The organism is Aeromonas ichthyocola, assembly GCF_046087985.1.
Taxonomy (GTDB): Bacteria; Pseudomonadota; Gammaproteobacteria; order Enterobacterales; family Aeromonadaceae; genus Aeromonas; species Aeromonas rivipollensis.
In genome coordinates this window covers 954,784-973,824 of record NZ_JBJSWH010000001.1, presented here as the reverse complement: position 1 = coordinate 973,824, position 19,041 = coordinate 954,784, and the positions used below count along the sequence as shown (strand labels likewise).

The 19,041-nt window shown below is 63.7% G+C and carries 16 protein-coding genes and 3 pseudogenes; 9 read left to right on the top strand and 10 right to left on the bottom strand.

Translation table 11 applies throughout. The features are described from left to right. Positions 1-179: 179 nt before the first annotated feature. The 6 genes and pseudogenes from ACF2JD_RS04685 to torC form a co-directional block, all read right to left on the bottom strand. A pseudogene (locus ACF2JD_RS04685) lies at positions 180-1,487 on the bottom strand (putative bifunctional diguanylate cyclase/phosphodiesterase); the annotation flags it as partial. Between the two features lie 93 nt (positions 1,488-1,580). After that, positions 1,581-1,973 (bottom strand): annotated as a pseudogene (locus ACF2JD_RS04680) (PAS domain-containing protein); the annotation flags it as partial. A gap of 106 nt (positions 1,974-2,079) precedes the next feature. Further along, entirely contained in the window at positions 2,080-2,448 is a 369-nt protein-coding gene (locus ACF2JD_RS04675; protein ID WP_106887645.1) for a hypothetical protein, read from the bottom strand. Positions 2,449-2,455: 7 nt separating this feature from the next. Then, entirely contained in the window at positions 2,456-3,124 is a 669-nt protein-coding gene (torD, locus tag ACF2JD_RS04670; protein WP_106887644.1) for a molecular chaperone TorD, read from the bottom strand. Between the two features lie 99 nt (positions 3,125-3,223). Next, positions 3,224-5,716 (bottom strand): trimethylamine-N-oxide reductase TorA, encoded by a 2,493-nt coding sequence (torA, locus tag ACF2JD_RS04665; RefSeq protein ID WP_440986851.1) that lies wholly within the window; start codon positions 5,714-5,716, stop codon positions 3,224-3,226. A gap of 27 nt (positions 5,717-5,743) precedes the next feature. Further along, positions 5,744-6,907 (bottom strand): pentaheme c-type cytochrome TorC, encoded by a 1,164-nt coding sequence (gene torC, locus ACF2JD_RS04660; protein ID WP_440986850.1) that lies wholly within the window; start codon positions 6,905-6,907, stop codon positions 5,744-5,746. Positions 6,908-7,058: 151 nt separating this feature from the next. Here torC and torR point away from each other — a divergent pair, with 151 nt between their 5' ends. After that, entirely contained in the window at positions 7,059-7,772 is a 714-nt protein-coding gene (torR, locus tag ACF2JD_RS04655) for a two-component system response regulator TorR (protein WP_139745181.1), read from the top strand. Between the two features lie 28 nt (positions 7,773-7,800). Here the strand turns inward: torR and ACF2JD_RS04650 are convergent, their stop codons facing one another. The 3 genes from ACF2JD_RS04650 to ACF2JD_RS04640 form a co-directional block, all read right to left on the bottom strand. Next, positions 7,801-7,983, bottom strand: a complete 183-nt coding sequence (locus tag ACF2JD_RS04650) for a hypothetical protein (RefSeq protein ID WP_440986849.1) — start codon at positions 7,981-7,983, stop codon at positions 7,801-7,803. A 327-nt stretch (positions 7,984-8,310) separates the two neighbouring features. Further along, positions 8,311-8,667, bottom strand: coding sequence for a hypothetical protein (locus ACF2JD_RS04645; protein ID WP_440986848.1), 357 nt, complete (start codon positions 8,665-8,667; stop codon positions 8,311-8,313). 82 nt (positions 8,668-8,749) lie between these two features. Then, entirely contained in the window at positions 8,750-9,061 is a 312-nt protein-coding gene (locus ACF2JD_RS04640; RefSeq protein WP_440986847.1) for a hypothetical protein, read from the bottom strand. 109 nt (positions 9,062-9,170) lie between these two features. Here ACF2JD_RS04640 and torS point away from each other — a divergent pair. Further along, positions 9,171-11,994, top strand: a pseudogene (torS, locus tag ACF2JD_RS04635) (TMAO reductase system sensor histidine kinase/response regulator TorS). A gap of 3 nt (positions 11,995-11,997) precedes the next feature. Here torS and ACF2JD_RS04630 read toward each other — a convergent pair. Further along, positions 11,998-12,324, bottom strand: a complete 327-nt coding sequence (locus tag ACF2JD_RS04630) for a hypothetical protein (RefSeq protein WP_262108544.1) — start codon at positions 12,322-12,324, stop codon at positions 11,998-12,000. Between the two features lie 433 nt (positions 12,325-12,757). Here ACF2JD_RS04630 and glyA point away from each other — a divergent pair, with 433 nt between their 5' ends. The 7 genes from glyA to nusB all read left to right on the top strand — a co-directional run bounded on the left by glyA (position 12,758) and on the right by nusB (position 18,987). Beyond that, entirely contained in the window at positions 12,758-14,011 is a 1,254-nt protein-coding gene (glyA, locus tag ACF2JD_RS04625; protein WP_106887638.1) for a serine hydroxymethyltransferase, read from the top strand. 152 nt (positions 14,012-14,163) lie between these two features. Next, complete coding sequence (gene nrdR / locus ACF2JD_RS04620; protein WP_025326027.1) at positions 14,164-14,613, top strand: transcriptional regulator NrdR; 450 nt, start codon at positions 14,164-14,166, stop codon at positions 14,611-14,613. 188 nt (positions 14,614-14,801) lie between these two features. Continuing rightward, positions 14,802-15,911: a bifunctional diaminohydroxyphosphoribosylaminopyrimidine deaminase/5-amino-6-(5-phosphoribosylamino)uracil reductase RibD gene (gene ribD, locus ACF2JD_RS04615; protein ID WP_440986846.1), complete on the top strand. Its 1,110-nt coding sequence runs from the start codon at positions 14,802-14,804 to the stop codon at positions 15,909-15,911. Between the two features lie 54 nt (positions 15,912-15,965). Then, positions 15,966-16,619, top strand: coding sequence for a riboflavin synthase (locus tag ACF2JD_RS04610; RefSeq protein ID WP_440986845.1), 654 nt, complete (start codon positions 15,966-15,968; stop codon positions 16,617-16,619). A gap of 146 nt (positions 16,620-16,765) precedes the next feature. Beyond that, the gene (gene ribBA, locus ACF2JD_RS04605; protein WP_440986844.1) at positions 16,766-17,875 is read left to right on the top strand and encodes a bifunctional 3,4-dihydroxy-2-butanone-4-phosphate synthase/GTP cyclohydrolase II; all 1,110 of its coding nucleotides are present in this window, start codon (positions 16,766-16,768) and stop codon (positions 17,873-17,875) included. Between the two features lie 213 nt (positions 17,876-18,088). Continuing rightward, a complete protein-coding gene (ribH, locus tag ACF2JD_RS04600) occupies positions 18,089-18,559 on the top strand; it encodes a 6,7-dimethyl-8-ribityllumazine synthase (RefSeq protein ID WP_106887633.1) in 471 nt (156 codons plus the stop codon). A 14-nt stretch (positions 18,560-18,573) separates the two neighbouring features. Further along, positions 18,574-18,987, top strand: coding sequence for a transcription antitermination factor NusB (gene nusB / locus ACF2JD_RS04595; RefSeq protein ID WP_025326032.1), 414 nt, complete (start codon positions 18,574-18,576; stop codon positions 18,985-18,987). The last annotated feature ends 54 nt before the right edge of the window (positions 18,988-19,041 follow it).

Sequence of the window (19,041 nt, the reverse complement as noted above, 5' to 3'; positions counted from 1 at the left end):
TTTTGTAATGATTGAGTAACAACTTATACCTTTGGCACGGGAGGGCAATTAGACTTTTGGATAGCGACGAGAGGAGGAGGGGCGCCTGTGAACAGGCCCTGACGGGAGCAAGCTGAAAGGAATAAAGAGAAGGGAGCCTGGTGCTCCCTTCTTCATTGGATCCCTTGAGGCGGCCGTTGTCAGCGCTGGGGGGCGAGCATGGAGGTCATGTGGGGTTCTGACAGGGGGTGGCTGAACAGGTAGCCCTGGCCCTCCTCGCAGCGCAGAGACTGCAAGAACTGGCGTTGGGGCTGGGTCTCTATGCCCTCCGCCGTGACCGCCATGCCGAGGCTGTCGGCCAGGCTGACTATGGTGCGGCACAGCTCCCGGCTGTGCTTGTCGTCGGGCAGCGCCTGGACGAAGGCCCTGTCTATCTTGATGCGGTCTATGGGCAGGCTTTTGAGCAGGCTCAGGGAGGAGAAGCCGGTGCCAAAGTCGTCGATGGCGATCTGCACTCCCAGCGCCTTGAGGCGAGTAAAGAGACTCAGGCTCTGATCCACGCTCTGGATGATGCTCTCGGTGACCTCTATCTCCAGCCGCTCTGCCGGGAAGCCGGTCTGAGCCAGGATGGCGGTGACCCTGTCCACGTAGTCGGGGGAGCGCATCTCCCTGACCGATACATTGACGGACAACCTGGGCACGGCGAACCCTTCCGCCAGCCACCGCTGTCCCTGCTGGCAGGCGGTGCGCATCACCCATTCCCCCAACTGCTCTATCAGGCCGCACTCCTCGGCCACCGGAATGAAGCGGGCGGGAGAGATCATGCCCTCGCTCGGGTGCTGCCAGCGCACCAGGGCCTCGAGGCCGCTGAGGCTGTCATTGGCGAGATCCGTCATTGGCTGGTACAGCAGGCGGAACTGCTGCTGCTCCATGGCCTTGATCAGCCCCTGCTCCAGGGCCATCCGCTCCCTCATCTGGGTCATCATGTCGGGAGAGTAGAACAGATAGCCGTTGCGGCCCCGGCGCTTGGCCTCATGCATGGCATTGTCCGCCGCACTGATGAGGCTGTCCGGGGTCAGGCCATGTTCCGGGTAGAGGGCGACGCCTATGCTGGCCGAGAGCCTCACCCGCTCCTGCCCTATGTCGGCCGGATCGTGGAGCCTGTGTTGCAGCCGCTCGATCAGCCCCACCAGATCCTGGGGCTGCCGGATGTCGGGAAGCAGCACCAGGAACTCGTCTGCGCCTAGCCGGGTGGCGAGATCCCCCGGGCGCAGACTGTGGCGGATGCGCTGTGCCAGCAGCTTGAGCAGCAGATCCCCGGCGCTGTGTCCCAGGTTGTCGTTGATCAGCTTGAAGCCGTCGAGATCGATGAACAGCAGGGCGAGGGCCTGCTTGTTCAGGCGGGCCGTCTCTATCTCCAGTTCGAGCCGCTCCTGCAACAGGTTGCGGTTGCCAAGATCGGTGAGGGGGTCGTGATAGGAGAGGTGGTGGAGCCTGGCTTCCGCCTGGTAGAGCCGCTGTGCGTGCTGGCTGCTGGCCTCCTGGATCTCCCCGGTGAAGCGAGTCACGCCCAGGTAGGCGCGGGGATCCTGGGTGAGATCGCGGGCGATGAGGAAGATGCCATTGAAGATCCCAGCGGCATCCATCAGGGGGCTGCAGCTCATCTGCCAGCGCCTCGGCCCGCCGGGACGGGAGACATGAATGCAGCCCAGATCCAGCTCTGCCCGGGGGGCGCCATGGAGCAATTGCTTGAGCCGAGGGAGCAGCATGGGGGCCTGGGCCGGCGTGATGTCGAACAGCGTCTTGCCGAGGTGATCCCCCTGGGCCAGACCGCTCAGCTCGGTGAAGATACCGTTGACGCCACGGCACCTGAAGTCACGATCGAAGACCCCTATCCCAAAGGGTGCCAGCTCGAACAGTTGTTGCCATTCATGAAGGGATAACGGGCCTGACAAATGCAGTGTCTGAACCGATTCGGGTAGCACTTTTTCCATGGAGGCTCCTGAATTGATTTCTTTGTCATTTAGACGACTGTGTCAGTATGGCAGGAAGTTTCAAGAGGGAGAAAAAGTCTGGGAGTGATGTTAAATCAACGGGATGTCAGCCTTTCTGGCGGCCGAATGCCTGAATGCCGCGCACCAGCACCAGCCAGCCGAGCAGGTGGAACGGCAGGGCCAGCAGGTAGAGCAGCAGGAAGTGCGACTCGCTGCCGCTGCTGTTGATGAAGTCTATCCAGGCCACCAGCAGGGTCAGCATGCCCGCTATCTGGAAGCGGCGGCGCAGCACCACCTCGACGCCGAGATTGGCGAGGTAGAGGGTGAGCAGTATACCGGCAAAGCCGGTGAGCTGGGCGGCGCCGTACAGTTCCCTGTCCGGGTGAAACAGCAGGACCGCGAGGGGGGTCAGGCCCTGATCCAGCGGGATCAGGGCCAGCAGCCAGCATGCAATAAGAAGCAGGGCTGTCTTCATGCGAGGCTTAGTCGGCGGACTGCGCCGGCTTGACCAGGCTGAGGTAGTTGGCATCCATGGTGAGGAAGACCCCCAGCAGCCGGGCGCTGGCGCCGTAGAAGCCAAACTGGTCGGCGGCGCGGCAGGCGGCCTCGAAGCGCGGGAACCAGGCCAGCAGATGTTCGTGCAGCAAGGCTTCCTGCTCCCCGAGCCAGCTCTCCCGCTGGGCGGCCGTGGTCGCTTCCGCCGCGTGTATGATGAGGTTGCCCATCAGATCCAGCTCTATGGCCAGGTGATCGGCGGGCTCCTTGTACTTGTCGCTGACATTGATGCCGAGGCGATCCAGGCGGGCCTGCATCTCGGCCATGGGGGCCTGCATCAGCAGCTTGGCCTCACCCCGGTAGAGGGACTCGTAGGGCAGGGCCCCCTGCTTGGGATCGACCAGGAAGAGGCCGGCAAAATCGGCCGCCAGTTCGAGCTGGCGATCGGTGCGCACCAGCAGGCGGGCGATGGCGTCATTGAGCTCGGCCACTGCCTCGCGCATGGGATCCAGAGTGGAGAGGCTTTTCAGGAAGCTTCGCACGTCATAGGTGTCATATTCGGCGATCTGCTCATCACTGAGTTCGGCGGCAAACAGGGTGGAGAACCACCAGTAGAGTTGGGCCCGGCGTTCGCTGGTAGCCATAAATTCCTGCATTTTTCCTCCGTGGATGGCAATCGGGAGCCTTGATGGCTCCCGATTCTAACGACTTTAAAAATAAAGGAAACTCAAGGGGGCGCTTTCGTTCCCCCAGGGTCAGAGTGCCGGGAACATGGGGTCTATGCCCTTGGCCGACTCAGGCGCGCCGAAGGCGGTGACGGCAGGCGCCTGTCCACTGAACTTCTCGATCTCCACCAGTGCTGTGTGGGCCGTGGTGGCCTGCGCCAGGCTGGAGGAGCCGATGTCGGCGGTCAGTACATTGGGATCCCCATAGGTACAGAGGGTGCCGACCTTACCGCCCTCCTGCGGGCCATACCAGGCCCCCTCCTGGATCCTGACCACCCCGGGGGCGTAGTCCTCGCTCACCACCAGACCGGCCAGCACCTGACCGCGACCGTTGAACACCCGCACCAGATCCCCGTCCTTGAGGCCACGGGAGTGGGCATCCTGCGGGTTCATATAGACGGGCTCGCGGCCCTGCACAGTGTAAGTGGCGCGGTAGTTGTCAGAGGAGCAGAGCTGGCTGTGCAGCCGCTTGTCCGGGTGGCAGGATTGCAGGTGCAGAGGATACTGCTTGCTGCCCGGCCCGCCGTGGGAGCGCTCGTAGGGTTCGATCCAGACCGGGTGGCCCGGGCAATCCCCATAGCCGTAGTCGGCTATGGTCTTGGAGTAGATCTCGATGAGGCCTGACGGGGTGCCCAGCGGTTCCAGATCCGGCTCCTGACGGAACGAGGCGTGACGCACCCAGGGCTGGCCCGCCGGGAAGGTGACGAAGCCTTCGCCGTGCCAGAACTGGCTGAAACGGGGCAGACGGATGCCGATGCCGCGACCCTGCAGGCGTGCGTCGTCATAGATGCTCTGGATCCACTCCAGCTTGCTCTTGCCGCCGGTGAACTCGGCCTCGCGACCGAAGCGACGGCAGAGATCGGCGAAGATGTCGTAGTCATCGCGCGCCTCGAACAGCGGCTCTACCACCTTGTACATGGCCAGAATGCCCGCGTTGGAGTGGGAGCCCCACTGCTCGATGTCATCCCGCTCATAGGTGGTGGTGGCGGGCAGCACTATGTCGGCGAAGCGGCAGCTGGCGGTCCACTGGTGATCGATGCTGACCACGGTTTCCAGCTTGCGCCAGGCCGCGACCATTTTGTTGCGATCCTGCTGGTGATGGAACGGGTTGTTGCCGCAGAACACCGCCATCTTCATGTGGGGGTAGGTGATGGTCTGGCCGTTGAAGGCGATCTGCTTGCCCGGATTGAGGATGCAGTCGACGAAGCGGGCCACCGGGATGAATTTGGAGTAACCCTTCCAGTCGCCGTCATGGATCGGCTTGACCCCGGGAATGACAGAGCTGAAACCGGACATGATGGGGCCGCTGGAGGTGATGGTGCCCGCCCCGTTGTAGTGCCAGCCAAAGCCGTAACCGCCCCCCGGCAGGCCGATCTGTCCAATCATCGAGGCCAGTACCACCAGCATCCAGGCGTACTGCTCGCCGTGGTGCATGCGCTGCACACACCAGCCGCCGATGAGCTGGGTACGGCCACTGGTCATGGCGCGGGCCAGCTCGCGTATGGTCTCGGCAGGGACGCCACAGATGGCGGCGGCCCACTCTGCATCCTTCACCTGACCGTCGCTGGTGCCCAGCAGGTAGGGCAGGAACTTGTCAAAACCTGTGGTGTAGTTCTTGAGGAAGGCCTCGTCGTGGCGCTTCTCGCTGTAGAGGGTGTGGGCTATGCCCAGCATCAGGGGCACGTCGGTCTGCGGGTTCAGGGTTATCTGATCGCAATTGAGGTACTTCTGGGTCTTGGATTTGACCGGATCGACGCTGATGACCCGGATCTCGCCCTTGGCCACCTTCTCTTTCAACTCTGCCCAGTAGTCGTAGACGCTGTGATCCGGCACCAGCCAGCCCACCTGCAGGTTCTTGATGGGGTCAGACCCCCAGATGACTATGGTCTTGCTGTGCTCCAGCACCAGTGGCCAGGAGGTCTGCTGCTCGTAGACTTCCATGGCCCCCGCCACGTGGGGCAGGATCACCTGGGCGGCGCCGGTGGAGTAGTCACCGGCCTTGGCCAGATAGGTGCCGTGCAGGTTCATGGCACGCCCCAGCATGGCGCCGGCGGAGTGCAGCTTGCCCACCGACTGCCAGCCGGAGTGACCGGCATAGAGGGCGCTCGGGCCATGGGTTTTCTGCACCCGTTCCAGCTCGTGATAGAAGAAGTCCAGCACCTGGGACCAGGTCACCCGCACGAAGCGGTTCTGGCCGCGCTCGCTGGTGTCGGACTGGTGGCCCTTGCGCAGCCAGTCCAGCCGTACCATGGGGTAGCGGATGCGGGAGGGGTTGTAGACCACTTCACTCAAGGCCTTGAGCATGTCGGTTGGGTGCTTGTCATGCTCGAACGGCAGGGTCTCGACCCAGCGGCCATCGACGACCCGGGCACGGAAGGCGCCCCAGTGGGAGCCGGACTGCACCAGCTTGTCGCCGGACTCGGCGGCCATCACGGCGCGACCGAGCAGGGAGGGGCCGATCAGGGCAGAGGCACCGCTGGCCAGCAAGCCACCCAGAAAACCACGACGGGAAATGTTGATCATCTTGTTATTCCTCTTTCGAATCCGGACTTAGTGGCTGCCCTGACCACCGGTATCGGCGGCATGGTTTTGCAGGTACTTGAGCAGGGTGCGCTCCTCTTCCTTGCTGAGGCGGTAGTAGGCAGACATCGCCTTGAGCCCCGAGATCCAGCCGTTGGCGGTGAAGTGAGCCGGGTCCGGCGCGCCGTGGCAGGAGTTGCAGGTGGACTTGTACATCTCGCCGGCATAATCCCAGATGGGCTTGAGGGAGGGCTCGAGCCCCTTGCCATCGACCCAGGCCTGCACCTGCACCTGCTCCCACTGGATATGGGTGGCGCTGTCGGTTTCCTGCTTGAGGACTTTCTCGTTCGCTTTCAGCTCGTCACGGACTGTGGCCACGAAGACCCGCTTGCCCATGTATTCGCTCAGCACCCGGCCTTTGCCTTCGCGCTCGCGCCAGCCCTCTATGGTCACCTTGAGGCGATCGCCGCTGCGGGCCACGACATCGATGCGGGAGGCGGGCAGCAGCTTGCCGACGGGATCAGTGCTCTGCTCGCTGGCGTAGAGATCCTTCTCACCCAGGGTGTAGAGGGTGTTGCCGGTCGGCGCCTGCTGGGCTTCGCTGGCCAGGGTGGCGTAGGTGGCCCTGAAGCCCCCCGCCATATTGGGCAGCTCGTGGGCTATGCCCTTGTGGCACTCGATGCAGTTCATGTTCTTCGCCGCCGCATCCTTCATGGCCAGGGCGGCGGCGGGGGATTGCTTGGCGTGATCCATGTTGTCGTAGCTGTGGCAGGACTTGCAGGTCTTGGAGTTCTGACTGCTCATCCGGGCCCACACCTTCTCGGCCAGGTGCAGGCGCCTGTCCTCGAACTTCTCCTGGGTGTCGATGCTGTGGCCTATGTACTCCTGATAGAGGTCGTTGGCCGCCTCCATCTTGCGGGCCACCTTGCCGACAAAGTCTTTCGGCTGGTGACAGTCGGTACAGACAGCCTGGACGCCGGAGGCATTCTTGAAGTGGATGGACTCCTTGTACTCCGGATAGACGGTGTCCTTCATGGAGTGGCAGGAGATGCAGAACTCGAGGCTGCTGGTCTTCTCGAAGCCGTAATGCAGGCCGACGGTACCGGCCAGGGTGACCCCGACGCCGGCCAGAACCAGCGCCAGCACCGACCAGCGGCGGCTGGGTGTGCGCAGGAAGTGCCACAGTTTTTTCATAGCTGTCTCTCATCATCATGACTTTTTGATGAGGGCCATGATAGGGAGAGGCTGTGAACAGGGTTGCCGCCACAAATTAACGAAATAGGGGTATTTATGACAAAATGTGAATAGAATAATCCTCCCTTGTCGACCTTCGTGAACCCTGCCCATGAGCTACCACATTCTGGTTGTTGAAGATGATGCGGTTACCCGCGAGAAGCTGACCGGCTATTTCGAGCGGGAGGGCTATCGGGTGACGGCGGTGGAAAACGGCCAGGAGATGCGTGCCGTGCTGGCACAGCAGGAGGTGGATCTGGTGATGCTGGACATCAACCTGCCGGGGGAGGATGGCCTGCTGCTGACCCGCGAGCTGAGGGCGCGCAGCACTGTCGGGATCATACTGGTCACCGGCCGCAGCGATGCGGTGGACCGGATAGTCGGCCTGGAGATGGGGGCCGATGACTATGTCACCAAGCCGTTCGAGCTGCGGGAGCTGCTGGTGCGGGTCAAGAACCTGCTGTGGCGGATCTCGTTGGCGGCGCCTGCCACCAGAGTCGCCGAGCCCCTCGACGACGCTGTCTATTTCGGCCCCTGGCGCTTCGATATTCCCCGCCGCCAGCTCAGCAAGGACGGGGTGCCGGTGCGCCTGACCAAGGCCGAATACGAGGTGCTGGTGGCCTTCGTCGCCCACCCCGGGCGGGTGCTGAGCCGGGAGCGGATCCTGACCCTCATCAGCCACCGTGGCGATGGCCCGAGCGATCGCACCATAGACGTGCTGATCCGGCGGTTGCGGGGCAAGATGGAGCTGGATCCCCGGGATCCCCAGCTCTTTGTCACCGTCCACGGGGAAGGCTATCTGTTTGCCGGCGAGCTGGCCCCCTGAGTCAGCTGGCGTTGCTAGCTGGCGGGTATCAGACCGGCGGGCGGGTATCAAATTGCGGGCAGTCGTCGCCAATCTGGTGCCAGGGCGCCTTGGAGCCGACAAAGATGTGAAACGCGGGTCGCTGGCTGTACATCGTCCAGGCGCACCCGCTGCTTAGCTTGCGCAGACGGCTGCTGCTCTTCTGGCTGAAAGGCTGGAGCCGCAGTGACATGGTCTGCTGGAGAGGGATGGCCTCTTCTCCCTTAACTTTTCAATGCCTTGGTCCAGTCGCCGCCAGGGGGCCATTCGCTGCAGTGGCAGTTCCCCAGAACTGATCCGGCAGGCCCCATCACCTTTCGCGGGCACTTTGCTGCTCGCCCGATAGACGGGACTCGGGGATGCGGGGTCGCCAGCGCAGACGGCCCCTGTGGGCCACGGCATCCGGGTGTTGCAGCAGGCTGGCCCTGCAAGGCGCCCTGCAGCCGCATCTGATCGCTGTTGGCGGCCAGCATCTTGCCCCGGCGCAGGCCCCGCTGCACCCCGTGACTGAAGTAGGTGCTCAGCACTTGGGGCCTGTCGAGATGGCGCTGCGCCAGCTCGTTGACCGCCACTTCGGCGGCGATGGCCCCCCCCACCAGATAGTCGAGGTCCGGGATAGCGGGCCAGACGTGCTGCTGCACCAGAGTGCGCTGGATTTCCCGGCTGTTGTCGCCGCGCTCGTGGTCACCAGCTTGATGGCGCTCCCCTTGATGGCATCGGCAAAGCCCGGCTCGACGAAGTTGTTGCCGCCGCTCGCCTGCGGGCCGGGGAAGAGGGCGACCGAGACCGGCTTGCTACCGGCCGGGTGGCGCTGCGCCAGCCAGTGGCCGATTTGCCAGCCCATCTGGTACCAGGAGACCCCCACCTTCGCCTGCACCTGCTCGCTTCGGGCAGGGCATTGACCAGGCCAAAGACCGGCAGCGGCGTGGCCTTGATGGCCTCGCGCAAGCCCTGATAGCTCACGGCGCCAAGCAAGATGGCGTCGCTCCCTCCTGCACGCAGCGCTGCAACTGGCGGCGCTGCTCGACGAGGGCGCCATAGCCCCCCGCTTCGTGGATCTGCAACCCGACCCCCAGCCGCTTCGCCTCGTCCACCATGCCCTGATTGACCGAGAGCCAGTAGGCGTCGCGCAGATGGGGGTAGAGGGCACAGAGGGTCAGCGGTTTGGTTGCGGCGGCGGGTTCCGGCCACTGCTGGCGCAGTGGCTGGCCGCTGAATTCGCCGCCGGGCCAGATATCGACCGCAAAGGCGAGGGCGGGTGCAGGTCGCATTAGCAAAGGTGAGCAACAACGGCAGAGATAGACGCTTCGCATGGTGGGGTTTTGTTAAAGTGTGAGGCCATATTATCCGGTCAAAGCCGTGACAACCAAGGGACTTCCCGTGCGAATCTTTTCCGGCCTGGGGTGGCAAGTTGCTGCTCGCCTTCTCCCTGATGGCCCTGCTGACCCTGACCGCCTCCCTGCTGGGCTGGGTGGGGCTTAGCCATCTGCGCCAGTTGGAGCAAGGGGTGCAGCAGACCTGCTGACCCTGGACGGTGCCCGTGACGCTGGCCCAGCCTCAGCGGCGACATCCAGAGCGCGTCGCGGCTGCTGGCCACCGCAACCAGCGAGGCGGAGCGGGAGCATCAGGGGCGCTTGCTCACCCTGCAGGGGCAGCAGATGCAGCGCCTGCTGGCAGCTTGGCGTGGGCAGGGTTCAGGAGCAGCTCTCGATCAGCTCAGTCAGAGCATATCGGGCAACCTGGGACAGCAGGGCTGGCTGGTGGGGGAGCGCCTGACCCTGATGGCGCAGGGGAGGCGCAGCGGGCCCGAACTGGTGGCGGCGGCGGGCGAGGTCGCCGAGCTGGCCCGCAGCCAGATGGAGAATGCCGAAACCGTGACGGTGGCCAACATCGGCGGCCTCTACCGCCTGAGGGGGGCAGGCCGCCCGCTCAGGACGCTTGATACCCTGCTGGAGCAGGATCTCGACTGGCTGGAGCAGATGACGGAGCTGCGTCATCGCACCCTGATGCAACAGCAGCGCATCGAAGAGTTGTGGCGTGCCGAAGTCCGGAACAATTGCAAACGCCTATTGGTTGAGGGGCAGCGGGAGCTGGCGGTGATCCAACTGCGGGCCGGGGCAGTGACCGATCCGGCCCGCCGGCAGGCGGTGGAGCAGGCGCTGACCGTGCTGGCGCAGAGTGCCAAGTTCGTGCAACTGCGCCGTCAATGGCTCGGCAAGTGGGGAGGCGCTGCGGGTGCTGGCCAGCCAATGAGGCCCTGATGAGCAGCCTCAACCAGCAGGTCGGTGAGCTGGTCGATGACGCCCGCGATTCACTGGGGCAGAGCCAGCAGGCGCTAAGCCAGCGCCTCAGGCTGCTGGAGCAGGCCCTGATGGGGATAGGCCTGCTCACCCTGGTACTGCTGATGCTGTTGATGTGGCGCATGGTCTACGGCCGCATCGTCTGGCCGCTGCAACACGCGGTGGCGGGGATGAGCCGGTTGGCGCGTGGGGATCTGGCCCCCCTTGCCCCTGTCGCCAGCACCGGGCGCGATGAGCTGGCGGAGCTGGGCCGGGCCCTGCAGGTGTTTCGTGACAACGCGGTCGAACTGGGTCGCTACCAGCGGGAGCTGGAGTCGCGGGTGGTGGAGCGCACCCGCCAGCTCAGCCATGCCAACCTGCGCCTCAACGAAGAGGTGGAGAACCAGCGCCTGGCCCGCGCCGAGGCGGAGCAGGCCAATAGGGCCAAGTCGGTCTTCCTCGCCACCATGAGTCATGAAATTCGCACCCCCATGAATGGCATTCTGGGGGGCCTGACCCTGCTGGAGGATACCCATCTCAGCGAGACACAGCGGCGCTATCTGGCCGCCATAGAGCACAGCGGCGAATCTTTGCTGGAGATCCTCAACGACATCCTCGACTACTCCAAGATTGAAGCGGGTCACGTGGAGGCGCGCCGGGAACCCTTCCCGCTGCATCAGTTGGTGGATGAGCTGAGCGCCCTGTTCAGGCCCAAGGCAGAGGCCAGGGGAGTGGCTCTGGTGCTGGAATATGCCCCCGGCCTGCCCCCCGTGGTGGAAGGGGATCTGGGCAAGCTGCGCCAGGTGCTCGGGAACCTCTTGGGCAACGCGGTCAAGTTCACCGCCAGGGGGCGGATCTGCCTCGAGGTCAGCCCCCTCCCATGCGGTGGCCCCTGCGCCGAGCCCTGCATCCTGTTCGTGGTGAGCGATACCGGCCCCGGCATTCCGGAGCATGAGCAGGAGGCGGTGTTCGAGGCGTTCCGCCAGCGCAAGCGGGACATGGGGCACCAGGGGGGCACAGGGCTCGGGCTTGCCATCAGTCGCAAGCTGGTGGCCGCCATGGGGGGCGAGCTGCGCCTCGACAGCCGGCCCGGGGAGGGTTGCCGCTTCAGCTTCAGCCTGCCCCTGCAACGCTCGGCCGCTCAGCTGCCGGCCGCGGCCCAGCCGCTGCATCTCGGCCAGCCTCGCGACATCCTGCTGGTGGAGGACAACGAGATCAACCGGCTGGTGGCGCAGGGCATGCTGGTGCGCCTAGGCCACAGTGTCACCCTGGCGGAAGACGGGCGTTCGGCCCTGGCGCGGGTGACAGAGCGGGGTTTCGATCTGGCGCTGCTCGACATCAACCTGCCGGACATGGATGGCCTGACCCTGCGCGAGGATCTGGCCGCCATCAGCGAGGAGGTGCACGAGCGTCCCCTGCCGGCCATCGCCATCTCGGCCCAGATGTACCCCGAGGATATCCGTCTCTGTCTGGAGGCGGGCTTTGCGGACTTTGTCGGCAAACCGGTGCGTCTGGCGGCGCTGGCCAGCGCCATCGACCGGCAGTTCCAGGGAGAGACAACGCAGGCCCCGCCGGGCGCGAGGGAGGGCACCGTCAACCCGCCCGCCCCGCAGGCCGCCAACCCAGTGCTGGACGCGGATCTGGCCTTGCTCGGCAGCCAGCGCATCCGTCAGCTCATCGGATTGTTTGAATCCCAGGGGGCGGCCCTGGTGGCCGCGCTGGTGCGGTGCGAGGGGGAAGAGCGCAAGGGGATGGCCCACAAGCTCAAGGGCAGTGCCCTGGCACTCGGGTTGGATGACTTTGCCGCGCAGTGCGCCGCCCTGGAGGCGGGGGAGGGTGATCCTGCGGGGCTGGCCGGGGAGTTTGATACGGCGGTGGCGACGCTCAAGGCGTGGCAGGAGAGGCAGCTGTCGGCCCCGGCATGAGCCTCAGCCTGGTCTGCTGCCGACGGTTTCTCCGCCGCTTTCTTCCTGCTCCTCGTCTCTATAGAGCGCCTGTTTGCAGCGGGGGCAGATGTGCTGGCGCCGGTAGTCGGCCTGGTGCACCACCCCCACCTCGAGCTGCTGATGGTGGCCGCAATGGATGCAGAAGATGATATCGCCATCGACGGCCTCGGGGTGGGCCGCCAGGTACTGCGCCCGGGTGGGCAGCGCCTCCCAGCTGGTGGGGCAGGCGCCCTTGCGACTGCCGGTGTAGTAGACCCAATAGAAGATGGCAAAGACAGCGACAATCACAAACAGCATCAGATGATCCATGGTGGAGTTCCCCCTTGTGGTGAGAGAGGCAAATGCAGGGCTCTGGTGTGACCCTGTGCGCCAAAGGGCCCTGCCGTTGCCAGCCCATGGCCGCTCGCCAGGCTTCGCAACCGCTGCGCTGTCTAAAGATGTTATCTGTTAGTAAATTCTATATCCATGATCTGGCTCTGGTTTTTGCCCTTCACTGGGGAAGACTCGGAGGGCGGGTCAGGCAGGAGCGTCGGGCGCCTGAGGAGGGGGCAAGTCGGCGCAGGGCGTACGGGCCCCGCGAGAGGCAAGGGGGAAGAGGGGCGTCCGGCTTCGAAAATTGCGACGTATTTTACATTTTATAAACAAGTTTTTGGGTGGTTGGACTGTCTCTTTGATCCAGCTCACGTTACAATGCGCGGGCCCACTTCACCTATCGCGCAAACGATTTTCAGGAGATAAACGGATGTTGAAACGTGACATGACCATCGCCGGCTATGATCCAGAGCTGTGGCAGGCCATCACAGACGAAACCCGTCGTCAGGAAGAACATATCGAGCTGATCGCGTCTGAGAACTACACCAGCCCCCGCGTCATGGAAGCCCAGGGCTCCCAATTGACCAACAAGTACGCTGAAGGCTACCCGGCCAAGCGTTACTACGGCGGTTGCGAGTACGTCGACGTGGTCGAAACCCTGGCCATCGAGCGCGCCAAGGAACTGTTTGGTGCCACCTATGCCAACGTGCAGCCGCACTCTGGTTCCCAGGCCAACAGCGCCGTCTACATGGCCCTGCTGCAGCCGGGCGACACAGTGCTGGGCATGAATCTGGCCCACGGTGGTCACCTGACCCACGGCTCCCCCGTCAACTTCTCCGGCAAGCTGTACAACATCATCCCCTACGGCATCGATGAGTCCGGCAAGATCGACTATGACGAGATGGAGCGCCTGGCCGTCGAGCACAAGCCGAAGATGATGATCGGTGGCTTCTCCGCCTACTCCGGCATTGTCGACTGGGCCCGCATGCGCGAAATCGCCGACAAGATCGGTGCTTACCTGTTCGTCGACATGGCTCACGTGGCCGGTCTGATTGCCGCAGGCGTCTACCCGAACCCGGTGCCCCACGCCCACGTGGTCACCTCCACCACCCACAAGACCCTGGCCGGTCCCCGTGGTGGTCTGATCCTCTCCGCCGCTGACGACGAAGATCTGTACAAGAAGCTGAACTCCGCCGTCTTCCCGGGTGGTCAGGGTGGCCCGCTGATGCACGTCATCGCCGGCAAGGCCGTGGCCTTCAAGGAAGCGTTGGAGCCAGGGTTCAAGACCTATCAGGCCCAGGTCGTGAAAAACGCCAAGGCCATGGCCGCCACCTTCATGGAGCGCGGCTACAAGATCGTCTCCGGCGGTACCGACAACCATCTGATGCTGGTGGATCTGATCGGCCGCGAGCTGACCGGTAAAGAAGCCGATGCCGCCCTTGGCAAGGCCAACATCACAGTCAACAAGAACTCTGTGCCGAACGACCCGCGTTCCCCCTTCGTCACCTCGGGTGTGCGGATCGGTACCCCGGCCATCACCCGCCGTGGTTTCAAGGAAGCCGAGTCCATCGAGCTGACCAACTGGATCTGCGACGTGCTGGACAACCACGACAACGACGCCGTGCTGGCCACAGTTCGCGAGAAGGTGCTGGACATCTGCCGCCGTTTCCCTGTCTATGCCTGATCGGCCAGACAGTCTGGTTTGAGACCAATGCCACCTTAGGGTGGCATTGTTTTTTCTGGGCTTTTACCGGCTTTGGATGGCCGTGCTACACTGGCCGGCCAAGATCCTGACCCCGCGGGGCAGGTGCCTTTTCCGTTAACGCCGGAGGTCAGATGCATTGCCCTTTCTGTAGTGCCGTTGATACCAAGGTGATCGACTCCCGTCTGGTGGCAGAAGGCCATCAGGTGCGCCGCCGTCGTGAATGCCTGCTCTGCCACGAGCGCTTCACCACCTTCGAGATGGCCGAGCTGGTGATGCCCCGAGTCATCAAGTCCAACGGCTCCCGCGAGCCCTTCAATGAAGACAAGCTGCGGGCCGGCATACTGCGGGCCCTGGAGAAGCGGCCGGTGAGCATGGAGGCCATCGAAAAGGGGGTCAATCACATCAAGTCCCGGCTGCGTGCCACCGGCGAGCGCGAAGTCGCCTCCCAGCTGGTGGGCAACCTGGTGATGGATGAGCTCAAGAGCCTGGACAAGGTGGCCTATATCCGCTTCGCCTCCGTCTATCGCAGCTTCGAGGACATCCGCGAATTCGGCGAAGAGATCGCCAAGCTGGAGAAGTAATGCTATCGGGTGGGCAAGGTGATATCCGCTTCGTTTCCACCTATCGCAGCTTCGAGGACATCCGCCTTGTTTATGACAAGAAGCGGTGAAGAGATCGCCAAGCTGGAGAAACAAGCTTCCCAATGTCCGATCACGCTGCGCTAATCGAACCTGCAACGCCCATTTTCTCGCTTTGAACGGGAGCCCAGATGTTTAGTCAAGATGATTACCAATGGATGAGTCGGGCCCTCGAACTGGCCCGCCGCGGCCGTTACACCACGGCCCCCAACCCTTGCGTCGGCGCCGTGCTGGTGAAGGCCGGCGTTGTGGTGGGGGAGGGCTGGCACCAGCGTGCCGGTGAACCCCATGCCGAGGTCTATGCCCTGCATGCCGCCGGTGAAGAGGCCCGCGGCGCCACCGCCTATGTGACCCTGGAGCCCTGCTCCCATCACGGTCGCACCCCTCCCTGCGCCGAGGCGCTGATCAAGGCCGGGGTGACCCGGGTGGTGGCGGCCATGGTGGATCCCAATCCCCAGGTGGGGGGGCGCGGCCTGCGCATGCTCTCCGAGGCGGGCATCAAGACCGACTTCGGCCTGCTCAGCGCCGAGGCCGAGGCCCTCAATCCGGGCTTCTTCAAGCGGATGCGCACCGCCTTCCCGCAGGTGACGGTCAAGCTCGGCGCCAGCCTGGACGGTCGCACGGCCATGGCGAGCAGCGAGAGCCAGTGGATCACCTCTCCGGAGGCGCGCCGCGACGTGCAGCGGCTGCGTGCCCGCCACGATGCCGTGCTCTCCAGCGCCGAGACTGTGCTGGCCGACGGCGCCTCCCTCAACGTGCGCTGGGACGAGCTGCCGGCCTCGGTCAAGGCAAGCTATCCCAGGGAGACCCTGCGCCAGCCGCTGCGGGTCATCGTCGATTCCCGGAACCGGCTCACCCCTGACCTGCCCCTGTTCCAGAGCGAGAGCCCCGTGCTGCTGGCCCGTCACAAGGTCGACGGGGACTGGCCTGCCTGGGTGCAGCAGCTGACCCTGCCGCTGCTGGATGGCAAGCTGGATCTGGTCAGCCTCTTCATGCTGCTGGCCAAGCAGAACATCAACTCTGTGCTGGTGGAGGCGGGCCCCAGGTTGTGCGGCGCCCTGCTGGCCAAGGGGCTGGTGGACGAGCTGGTACTCTATCAGGCCCCCAAGCTGCTGGGGGATGAGGGGCGCGGCCTGTTCCACCTGCCGGAGTTGACCAAGCTGTTCCAGGCCCCCAAGCTCCAGCTCAAGGATGTGCGCCTGGTGGGGCAGGACATTCGCATCACAGCGAAAATTGCCTGATTTTTCACTGTCTATCGGGGCCGGTTCGGCCCCGTCATCATCAAGGTGATCTGCATGTTTACCGGAATTATCGAAGCCATGGGCACCCTGGCCGCCCTGCGCCGCCAGGGGGATGACATGGCCCTCACCGTCCATGCACCGACCCTGGACTTTGGCGACGTCAAGCTGGGCGACTCCATCGCCACCAACGGCGTCTGCCTCACAGTGGTGGCCCTGGGGGACAAGAGCTACACCGCGGACGTCTCCCTTGAGACCCTCTCTCGCACCGGTTTTGCCGAGGCCAAGGTGGGGGATCCGGTGAATCTCGAGAAGGCGCTGATGCCGAGCTCCCGCCTCGGTGGCCACCTGGTCTCGGGCCACGTGGATGGCATAGGCGAGGTGAAGAGCAAGTCCAGCAGCGGCCGCGCCATCGAGTACTGGATCCAGGCGCCACAGGAACTTTCTCGCTACATAGCCGAGAAGGGGTCGATTGCGGTGGATGGCATCAGTCTGACGGTCAACGCCGTGCAGGGGGATCTCTTTCGCCTGACCATAGTGCCCCACACCGCCCAGGAGACCACCATAGCCCGCTGGAAACCGGGCCACAGGGTGAACCTGGAGGTGGATCAAATCGCCCGCTATCTGGAGCGGCTGATGCAGGGCAGGGCGCAGGAGCAGGGCGGATCCAGCCTTACCCTGGAGACCCTGGCCCGATCCGGTTTTCTGTGATGGTGGCGCTCGGCTGGCCACCAAAACGAGGTTCTGTGATCCCGCTCCGATTGAAATGGGGCCCCGCGCCCCCATCTAGCACACAATGATGCAGTATCAAGCCGAGCCGGCAGGCTCAATCCCCAAGCATGTTGATGGAGTAGCCCATGGCGCTGAGCACAACCCAGGAAATCATTGCCGATATCAAGGCGGGCAAAATGGTGATCCTGATGGATGACGAAGACAGGGAGAACGAAGGGGACCTCATCATGGCCGCCTCCTGTGTCCGTCCGGAGGATATCAACTTCATGGCCCGTTACGGCAGGGGCTTGATCTGCCTGACCCTGACCCGGGATCGCTGCAAGCAGCTGGCGCTGCCGCTGATGGTGGACAGGAACAACGCCCAGTTCTCCACCGCCTTCACCGTGACCATAGAAGCGGCCGAGGGGGTGACCACCGGCATCTCAGCCGCCGATCGTGCCGTCACCATACAGGCCGCCGTCGCACCGAACGCCAAGGCCGCCGATCTGGTGCAGCCTGGCCACATCTTCCCGCTGATGGCCCAGGATGGCGGTGTGCTGACCCGTGCCGGCCACACCGAAGCGGGCTGCGATCTGGCCCGTCTGGCCGGTTACGAGGCGGCCTCCGTCATCGTCGAGATCCTCAACGAGGATGGCACCATGGCGCGCCGTCCCGACCTTGAGATCTTCGCCGAGCAGCACGGCATCAAGCTCGGCACCATCGCCGACCTCATCGAGTATCGCAACCAGCACGAGACCACGGTGGAGAAGGTGGCCGAGTGCAAGCTGCCCACCGAGTTCGGGGAATTTGATCTGGTCACCTTCCGCGACACCATAGACAACCAGGTGCACTTCGCCCTCAAGAAAGGCGAGGTGAAAGCCGACCAGCCGACCCTAGTTCGGGTCCATCTGCACGACGTGCTGAGCGATCTGCTGCTGACGGATCGCCACAGCGCCCGCAGCTGGCCGCTGCCCAAATCCATGGCCCGCATCGCCGAAGAGGGCGGTGTGCTGGTGATCCTGGGGGCCGAAGCCCAGGGCGCCGAGCTGCTGGCCCGGGTCAAAGGCTTTGAAGCCGCCGACAAGGGACTGGCACCGGAAGGGGCCAAGTGGCAGGGCACCTCGCGCCGGGTCGGCGTGGGTTCCCAGATCCTCAAGGCGCTCGGGGTCGGCAAGATGCGCCTGCTGAGCTCGCCGAAGAAATACCATGCCCTAGGCGGTTTCGGCCTTGAAGTGGTGGAGTACGTCGGCGAGTAAGCGCCCTGGTACTCGCTAGATGAAGTACACCACCCTCTTACAGCGGCTTCGGCCTTGAGGTGGTGGAGTACGTCGGCGAACAAGTCCCTGATGGCTTGAATGACTATCATGGCCGCTCGTTGCGGCCATGGTTTTTTGTCGCGGCTCTGTTGTGCTAGAATGCGTGCACTTTTGGCCCCGGCCCCTATTGATTGCACAGAGACAGGATTTCCAATGAAGATTATCGAAGGGAATATCGCCGCTCCCGAGGCGCGTGTTGCTATTGTCGTTGCCCGTTTCAACAGCTTCATCAATGACAGCCTGGTGAACGGCGCGCTGGACGTGCTGAAGCGTCAAGGCCAGGTCCAGGACAGCAATCTCACCCTGGTGCGTGTGCCGGGTGCCGTCGAAATTCCCCTGGCAGCCAAGAAGCTGGCCAAGAGCGGTCAATACGACGCCATAGTCGCGCTCGGTACCGTCATCCGTGGCGGCACCTATCACTTCGAACTGGTGGCGAGCGAGAACGGCAAGGGGCTGGCCCAGGTGATGATGGAGTATGAAATTCCCGTCGCCTTCGGCGTATTGACCACTGAAAACATTGAACAAGCCATCGAGCGCGCCGGTACCAAGGCGGGTAACAAGGGTGCAGAGGCTGCACTGAGCGCGCTCGAAATGATCAACGTCCTGAAACAGCTGGACGTGTAACGAGGAGAAGTACATTGAAACCGTCCGAGCGCCGTAAGGCCCGCCATTGCGCCACCCAGGCCATCTACCAGTGGCAGATGACCCAGGCCAACGTGGGCGACATCGAAGAGCAGTTCAAGATCGATCAGGACACCAAGGGTGTGGACCTGAGCTATTTCCGCGATCTGCTGTTCGGGGTAGCGGTCCATTGCAACGAGCTGGACAAGGTGTTCTCACCTTTCCTCTCCCGTCCGCTGGAAGAAGTGGACATGGTGGACAAGGCGATCCTGCGTCTGGCGACCTACGAGCTGACCCGTCGTGATGATGTGCCGCCGCGTGTGGTGATCAACGAAGCGATCGAGCTGGCCAAAGCCTTCGCCGCCGATGACAGCCACAAGTTTGTCAACGGTGTACTGGACAAGGTGATCAAGACGCTGCCCAAGCGTTGATCCCGCCGTCCATCAGCATTCAGTGCTGATAGATGCTCTGTCGCGAGAAGTCGT

Excerpts from the sequence above, each read along its gene's own strand:
- ACF2JD_RS04675 (WP_106887645.1), bottom strand. The coding sequence starts at position 2,448 with ATGAAGACAGCCCTGCTTCTTATTGCATGCTGGCTGCTGGCCCTGATC.
- torD (WP_106887644.1), bottom strand. The coding sequence starts at position 3,124 with ATGCAGGAATTTATGGCTACCAGCGAACGCCGGGCCCAACTCTACTGG.
- torA (WP_440986851.1), bottom strand. The coding sequence starts at position 5,716 with ATGATCAACATTTCCCGTCGTGGTTTTCTGGGTGGCTTGCTGGCCAGC.
- torC (WP_440986850.1), bottom strand. The coding sequence starts at position 6,907 with ATGAAAAAACTGTGGCACTTCCTGCGCACACCCAGCCGCCGCTGGTCG.
- torR (WP_139745181.1), top strand. The coding sequence starts at position 7,059 with ATGAGCTACCACATTCTGGTTGTTGAAGATGATGCGGTTACCCGCGAG.
- ACF2JD_RS04650 (WP_440986849.1), bottom strand. The coding sequence starts at position 7,983 with ATGTCACTGCGGCTCCAGCCTTTCAGCCAGAAGAGCAGCAGCCGTCTG.
- ACF2JD_RS04640 (WP_440986847.1), bottom strand. The coding sequence starts at position 9,061 with ATGCGACCTGCACCCGCCCTCGCCTTTGCGGTCGATATCTGGCCCGGC.
- ACF2JD_RS04630 (WP_262108544.1), bottom strand. The coding sequence starts at position 12,324 with ATGGATCATCTGATGCTGTTTGTGATTGTCGCTGTCTTTGCCATCTTC.
- glyA (WP_106887638.1), top strand. The coding sequence starts at position 12,758 with ATGTTGAAACGTGACATGACCATCGCCGGCTATGATCCAGAGCTGTGG.
- nrdR (WP_025326027.1), top strand. The coding sequence starts at position 14,164 with ATGCATTGCCCTTTCTGTAGTGCCGTTGATACCAAGGTGATCGACTCC.
- ribD (WP_440986846.1), top strand. The coding sequence starts at position 14,802 with ATGTTTAGTCAAGATGATTACCAATGGATGAGTCGGGCCCTCGAACTG.
- ACF2JD_RS04610 (WP_440986845.1), top strand. The coding sequence starts at position 15,966 with ATGTTTACCGGAATTATCGAAGCCATGGGCACCCTGGCCGCCCTGCGC.
- ribBA (WP_440986844.1), top strand. The coding sequence starts at position 16,766 with ATGGCGCTGAGCACAACCCAGGAAATCATTGCCGATATCAAGGCGGGC.
- ribH (WP_106887633.1), top strand. The coding sequence starts at position 18,089 with ATGAAGATTATCGAAGGGAATATCGCCGCTCCCGAGGCGCGTGTTGCT.